The organism is Candidatus Thiosymbion oneisti (assembly GCF_900092655.1).
GTDB lineage: Bacteria > Pseudomonadota > Gammaproteobacteria > Chromatiales > Chromatiaceae > Thiosymbion > Thiosymbion oneisti.
The window spans coordinates 1-6691 of record NZ_FLUY01000203.1; the positions used below are offsets into that span (position 1 = coordinate 1).

A 6691-nucleotide genomic window follows, 5' to 3' on the forward strand; every position below is an offset into this window, starting at 1 on the left:
ATCAAGATGCCGCTGTATGCCCACTATGAGGTACAGTACATCTGGCTGATCGATCCGGCTAAGCGCATGCTGGAGGCGTACCGACTCGATGCTGGCACCTGGATCGAGCTCGGCCGCTTTGCCGATGCCGATCAGGTTACCGCACCACCGTTCGAGGCCGTGAGCCTTGATCTGGAAATCTTTTGGCCGCCTCAGCGACCGGTTTGGGCGTAGGTTGCGTTAAGACGCCGGCACAACCTGGCGGCAGATCAACGAGCCTTGGTGCGTCGAACGCAACACGTCCGATCCCCCAAACTGCGCCAAAGCATTGAGGGTTGCTAACTTCTCGTTCGATCCTGGCACTGTTCGGCGTTACCTGCGAAGGGGTCTTTGTTAATCCACAGATTACGCAGATTTTCACAGATTTAAGAACGAAGCAATCTGTGGAAATCTGCGTAATCTGTGGATAAAGAAAGTCTGGTCCCCCAAACAACGCCATATAATTCAGGGTTGCTGTTCTGACATGAAAGTTCTGATCATCGGTAGTGGCGGGCGCGAACACGCCCTGGCCTGGAAGGTGACCCAATCGCCGCTGGTGAGAGAGGTCTTGGTGGCGCCCGGAAACGGCGGCACCGCGATGGAGCCGGGCGTGCAAAACCTGGACATCCCATCCGATGACAGCGAGGGACTGGTCGCCTGGGCCCGGCGAAACGCCATCGGACTTACCATCGTAGGTCCCGAGGCACCGCTGGTGGCGGGAGTGGTCGATGCCTTCCAGGCCGCCGGCCTGCCCTGCTTCGGTCCCACCGGCAAGGCCGCGCAGATCGAGGGCTCCAAGGCATTTACCAAGGACTTCCTCGCCCGCCGGGGTATCCCGACCGCGGCTTATCGTACCTTCACCGAGCTGGGACCCGCCCTATCCTACCTCCGGGAGGTGGGCGCGCCCATTGTCGTCAAGGCAGACGGCCTCGCCGCGGGCAAAGGCGTGATCCTGGCGGAGGACCTCACCACCGCGGAGCGAGCGGTTCGAGATATGCTGAGCGGCGGGCGCTTCGGCGCGGCGGGCAGCCGTATCATCATCGAAGAGTACCTGCGGGGCGAAGAGGCAAGCTTCATCGCGATGGTCGGCGGCGGCCGGATACTCCCCATGGCGAGCTCCCAGGACCACAAGGCCCGGGACGCTGGGGACCGGGGTCCCAACACCGGCGGCATGGGGGCCTACTCGCCCGCACCCGTCGTCACCCCCGAGCTCCATGCCCGAATCATGGCAGAAGTGATCCGACCCACCGTCACCGGGCTTGCGTCCGAAGGGCTGCCTTACACGGGTTTCCTGTACGCGGGCCTGATGATAGGGCCGGACGGCACCCCCAAGGTCCTGGAATACAACTGCCGTCTTGGCGATCCCGAGGCCCAGCCCATCCTCATGCGTCTGCGCGCCGATCTGGCGGAGCTGTGCCTGGCGGCCCTCGCCGGGCGGCTCGATCGGGTCGAGGCGACGTGGGATCCACGGGCCGCGCTGGGGGTGGTCATGGCGGCGGGCGGCTATCCGGATGCCTACGAGAAGGGACACCCGATCAGTGGTCTGGATGCGGCGGCGGGGTTTCCCGACCGCAAGCTGTTCCATGCCGGCACCAAGCTGGTCGACGACGAAGTGGTAACCCACGGCGGCCGCGTTCTGTGCGCAACCGCCCTCGGTGACAGAGTCGCCACGGCCCAGGCCAACGCCTACGCCCTGGTGCACAAGATCAGCTGGAAGAACGCCTACTACCGGAGCGACATCGGATATCGAGCCGTCGCCCGAGAGCAAACGTAGGATAGCGACCTGGTTCCCCGACCCACCCGGATGAGGCCACGGGACAGTTTGAACCCCAAAGACGCATATTGAGCATAGGAAAATACGGATAGGTTGAACAAGGCGTAGGATACGGTGAGCGCAGGAAATCTTTCAGGATGGCACTGCCGGGTGGCGCGAACCGCATCAATGGTGTGGTGAGCGCACCGAACCATCTTGCACAGCGAACCGCATCTTTGGATGGCCCGCCTGCCTGTGCGTCCCGCACGCAGACAGGTGCCCAACATCTGCCTGATATTCGCCTTCAATGCTCGAAAAAACGACTTTAAATTTCAGCGATCCTGAATGATTTGGCGTTGTCCGGAGGATTTGACTGTGATCATCTGTTCAAGGCGTCGCGGAGGGTGCCAACCGGAATGACCGTGGCATCTTCCAGCCGGCGCTGTTCGGGTGCCCAGGCGTGCCCGTAGACCACCTCGTAGCTCGCCGGCAGGCGTCCATCTCGGCGGTGGGTGTCGTAGGCCCGCTCTACCGCCAGCAGGCGGCGGCGGCCGGTGAGTCCGCGCGCGCGTTGGCTGCTCGCATTGCGGGCCCCCAGTAGTTTGAGGTCCCGCATCAGATCCCGCGCCTGCCCATAGGTGACGGTCAGGCGCTCGACGTCCATGACGGGAGCGGCGAACCGGGCCTTCACCAGGGCATCGCCCACATCATGCATGTCCGGGAAGGGGCTGACGTGGGGGTAGCCGTCGACAGCGGCCCAGGCGTCGCGCAGCTCCCACAGGGTATCCGGTCCGAAGGTGGTGAACAGCAGCAGGCCGCCGGGTCGCAGCACCCGCAGGCACTCGCCGAAGGTCCCGAGGATATCGTTGCACCACTGGAAGGTGGCATTGGAGAAGATGAGATCCACACTGGCGTTCGCAAGCGGCAGGGCCTCTACATCGGCGCACACACAATCCGGACGCTCGAGCCGGGAGCCGCAGGTCCGGTCCCGGTCTCGGGCCTGCCGGAGCATGGCCGGCGCAAAATCCAGGGCCAGGATGCGGGCCGTGCCGAAGCGCTTTTGCAGCCCTGGGATCGCGTAGCCGGTCCCGGCGCCCAGATCCAGTACCAGCTCGGGCTCCAGGCGGATATAGTCCAATCGTTCCAGGAGCCGATCGGCCAGCTCGCGTTGGAGCACCGCGGCCTCGTCGTAGCCGGCCGCGGCCTGCTCGAAGGAGCGGCGGGCGGCGCCTTTGTCGATGGGCCCTCCGTTCAGCATACGACCTCCCGGAAGAAGCCCGCGATTGCTTCGCCGGTTTCCTGCGGATGGGACAGGAAGGGCGCATGGGCAGCACCGGCAATCACCCGGTGGCGGGCCTGGGGCAGCAGGCGGGCGATACCCTCGCTGGCCGCCGCGGGGACCAGGGTGTCGCGCCGCCCGAACAGCCACAGCGTCGGACAGGCGAGCGCGCCGATCCGTCCCCGCAGATCGGTGTCCCGCAACAGGTCGAGCCCCAGCGCCAGGGCGGCGGGAAGCGGTGCCGGGCGGTGGGCGAGCTCGCGGCGCAGGGTGCGTAGGGTGTTCCGTGCCGCCTCGCTCCCCATGACCTGGAGGGCCAGGAAGCGGTCCAGGGTCCCCGGGGGATCGGCCAACAGGCCGTCATGGAACTGGGCCAGCACATCGGCATCCATAGCCGCCGGCCAGTCCGGGGCGCGGACGAAGCGGGGCGTGGTGGTCAGCAGGACCAGGGCCTGGATGCGCTCCGGGGCCTGCAGCGCCGCTTCCAAGGCAATCAGCCCCCCCAGGGACCAGCCGATCCACACCGCCCGCTCCGGGGCCGACTCCAGGCAGGCGTCGGCCCAGGCCCCACGGCTGTCGTGACGCGGCTCGAAGGGGCTGGCGCCGTGGCCGGGCAGCTCGATCCGCCACTGCCGCCGGTCGTCCGTGAGCGAGGTCGGCAACCCCTCCCAGACCGCCGCGTTCATGCCCCAGCCATGGAGTAGGACTAGCCCGCATGTCTTACCGGGGATCATCGTCCTGGTGGAATTCGTAGCCATGTTGTAAGGCAACGCCATTAAGTTAAGCGTTATCGGTCGGCAAACAGGAGGAAAAACTACGAATTACGCGAATCCTCGCGAATGGATTCGCGCCGATTTGCGCGATTCGTCGTTTTTTCTTCCGCATCCTGACCGACCACGACAAGCGGTCTGCAGCTGACTTAATGACATTGTGTTGTAAGGGCCGCACGGCTGATGCGGTTCGCGGCCTGCCGTGTGTCCCTGCACAGCAGGCGCTCACCACATCCTACGCCCAACGTACCTGATCTCAATCTTCGGGGACCTCCTGCCGCAGACTGCTGAGGGCCGCCAACAGTCGGTCCACGTCCTCCGCCGTGTGCGCGGCGGAGAAGGTGATCCGCAGCCGGGCCGAGCCCTCCGGCACCGTGGGTGGCCGGATGGCGCTGACCAGGATGCCGAGCGTTTCGAGCCGTTTGCTCCAGGACAGGGCCTGCCGGGCCGTACCGGCGATGAGGGGCTGGATCGGGGTCGCGGAGTCCAGGAGCGGCAGATCCAGCTCAGCGGCACCCGCCCGGAAGCGCCGGATCAGCGTCCGCAACCGTTCCCGACGCCAGGACTCGCGCCGGGCGATGCGCAGGCTCTCCCGGGTCGCGGCGGCGATCGCCGGCGGCGGGGCCGTGGTGAAGATATAGCTGCGCGCGCGCTGGATCAGGGTCTCGATCAGCTCCCGGCTGCCCGCGACGAAGGCCCCCGCGGTGCCGAGGGCCTTGCCCAGGGTGCCCACCAGGACGGGGACCTGTTCCGGCCCCAGACCCAGGTGATCAAGGCTGCCGCGCCCCTTCTCGCCGAGCACCCCCAAGCCGTGGGCGTCGTCCACCAGCAACCAGGCGTCCGCGCGGCGGGCGATGGGGACCAGCTCCGGCAGGGGCGCCAGGTCTCCGTCCATGCTGAAGACCCCGTCGGTGGCGATGAGCCGGGCGCCAGTCTCGTTCAGCATCAGGGCGTCCAGCATCCGGGACAGGGCCCGCGGGTCCGCATGGGCATAACGCCTCAGCCGCGCCCGGCTGAGCCGGGCCCCGTCCAGGAGAGAGGCGTGATTCAAGCGGTCCTCGAAGACCTGATCCCCCCGTCCCGTCAGGGCCGAGATGACCCCCAGGTTGGCCAGGTAACCGCTGGAGAAGAGCAGGGCCCGGGCGCGACCGGTGAAATCCGCCAACTCCTCCTCCAGGGCCTGATGCGCGACGCTGTGGCCCGTGACCAGGTGGGCCGCTCCGCTGCCGACGCCGTAGGCATCCGCCCCCTGCTTGAGGGCAGCGATCACCTGCGGGTGGTTGGCCAGGCCCAGATAGTCGTTGCTGCAGAAGGCGAGCATCCGCCGCCCGTCGATCAGGGGCCGTGGCCCCTGGGGACTCGCGAGGGTTCGCGGTGCCCGGTAGAGATGGGCCTCCCGTAAGCGGTCCAGCTCGCCGGCGAGGTTGGTTCGCGCCGGGATCAAACCGCTTGCCGCGCGCAGGGTCCGGGCGCGGTCTTCTCTGCGGCCTCGATGGTCTCGAATGCCAGACCCAGGCGCTCGAACAGCCGCTCGTCGCTGGCCGAGGCGGCGTTCGGGGCGGTGAGCAGACGCTCGCCGTAGAACATGGAATTGGCGCCGGCCAGGAAGCACAGGGCCTGCAACTCGTCGCTCATGTCCGAGCGTCCCGCCGACAGCCGCACATAGGACCTGGGCATCAGGATGCGGGCCACCGCGATGGTGCGCACGAACTCGAAGGGGTCCAAGTCATCGGTGCCGAAGAGGGGGGTCCCCTCTATCCGCACCAGTAGATTGATGGGCACCGACTCCGGATGGGTAGGCAGGTTTGCGAGCTGTTGGAGCATGGACGCACGGTCACGCCGCGACTCGCCGAGTCCCAGGATGCCGCCGCTGCAGAGCCGGATCCCCGCCTGCCGGACATGGGCCAGGGTCTCCAAGCGGTCCTGGTAGGTGCGGGTGGTGATGACCTGGCCGTAGAACTCCGGCGAGGTATCCAGGTTGTGGTTGTAGTAATCGAGCCCGGCGTCCGCCAGCCGCCGCGCCTGGCGATCGGTCAACATTCCTAAGGTAACGCAGGTCTCCAGACCCAGGTCACTCACCCCCTCGACCATCGCGGTGACGCGATCCAGGTTCTTGTCGGTGGGATTGCGCCAGGCCGCACCCATGCAGAAGCGGGTCGCACCCTTGTCCTTGGCCGCCTGGGCGGCCGCCAGCACCTCTTCTATCGGCAGCAGGCGCTCCTGCTCCAGACTGGTAGCGTGCTGCGCACTCTGGGAGCAGTAGCCGCAATCCTCCGGGCAAGCCCCGGTCTTGATGCTGAGCAGCGTGCTCACCTGGATCCGGTTGGGCTCGAAATGGGCCCGGTGCACGGACTGGGCGCGAAACAACAGATCGTTGAAGGGCTGGTCGAAGAGCGCGGCGATCTCGTCGAGCGACCAGTCGTGACGGGTCTCTTTGATACTCATCGGCGGATGGGGTCCGGATTTGCGAGCGGGCGGCGGGCGGGTTGCGCCTTAACCAGCGGCAGATTAACGGTTTTTGATCGGCTGTCAACCGTGTCCGGGTTATAAAGTTTACCGAGGTTCCGATCCGACACTGGAAGTCGCGTTCGTCGAGGCAGAGGGAGCCTGTGCTTCCGGCTACCAGTCGCCGGTCACCGGAGAGACGCATTTAAACCACCGAGGACACAGAGGACGCAGAGCATTGGTTTTCCGTCTCCGCGTCCTCTGCGGTTCAATGACGACCGGAATTCGTAGGATATGGTGAGTGCAGTGAACCGCCTCGCCGGAACCCAGCTTTGATAGAGCTGTGGTTCTTAGAGGCTGTCTAAAAACTAAGCCATTGATTTTAAATCGGTAGGCTGGGTCGAGGGACGAGACCCAGCAAACCAG

The 6691-nt window shown here is 65.9% G+C and carries 6 protein-coding genes; 2 read left to right on the top strand and 4 right to left on the bottom strand.

Translation table 11 applies throughout. The features are described from left to right. Window positions 1-213 (top strand): Uma2 family endonuclease (locus tag BQ17_RS01790; RefSeq protein ID WP_176722244.1); only part of this gene is annotated, 213 nt, incomplete at its 5' end. A gap of 289 nt (window positions 214-502) precedes the next feature. After that, window positions 503-1792: a phosphoribosylamine--glycine ligase gene (gene purD / locus BQ17_RS01795; protein WP_089724027.1), complete on the top strand. Its 1290-nt coding sequence runs from the start codon at window positions 503-505 to the stop codon at window positions 1790-1792. A 358-nt stretch (window positions 1793-2150) separates the two neighbouring features. Here the strand turns inward: purD and bioC are convergent, their stop codons facing one another. The 4 genes from bioC to bioB form a co-directional block, all read right to left on the bottom strand. Continuing rightward, a complete protein-coding gene (gene bioC, locus BQ17_RS01800) occupies window positions 2151-3029 on the bottom strand; it encodes a malonyl-ACP O-methyltransferase BioC (RefSeq protein WP_089724028.1) in 879 nt (292 codons plus the stop codon). Beyond that, window positions 3023-3808 (bottom strand): pimeloyl-ACP methyl ester esterase BioH, encoded by a 786-nt coding sequence (bioH, locus tag BQ17_RS01805; RefSeq protein WP_256091439.1) that lies wholly within the window; start codon window positions 3806-3808, stop codon window positions 3023-3025. Before bioH ends, bioC begins: the two co-directional genes overlap by 7 nt. A 268-nt stretch (window positions 3809-4076) precedes the next feature. Beyond that, on the bottom strand, window positions 4077-5264 hold the full coding sequence (bioF, locus tag BQ17_RS01810) for an 8-amino-7-oxononanoate synthase (RefSeq protein WP_089724030.1): 1188 nt from the start codon (window positions 5262-5264) through the stop codon (window positions 4077-4079). Continuing rightward, complete coding sequence (gene bioB / locus BQ17_RS01815) at window positions 5261-6259, bottom strand: biotin synthase BioB (RefSeq protein WP_089724032.1); 999 nt, start codon at window positions 6257-6259, stop codon at window positions 5261-5263. The genes bioF and bioB overlap by 4 nt, the downstream gene beginning before the upstream one ends. Window positions 6260-6691 lie beyond the last annotated feature (432 nt).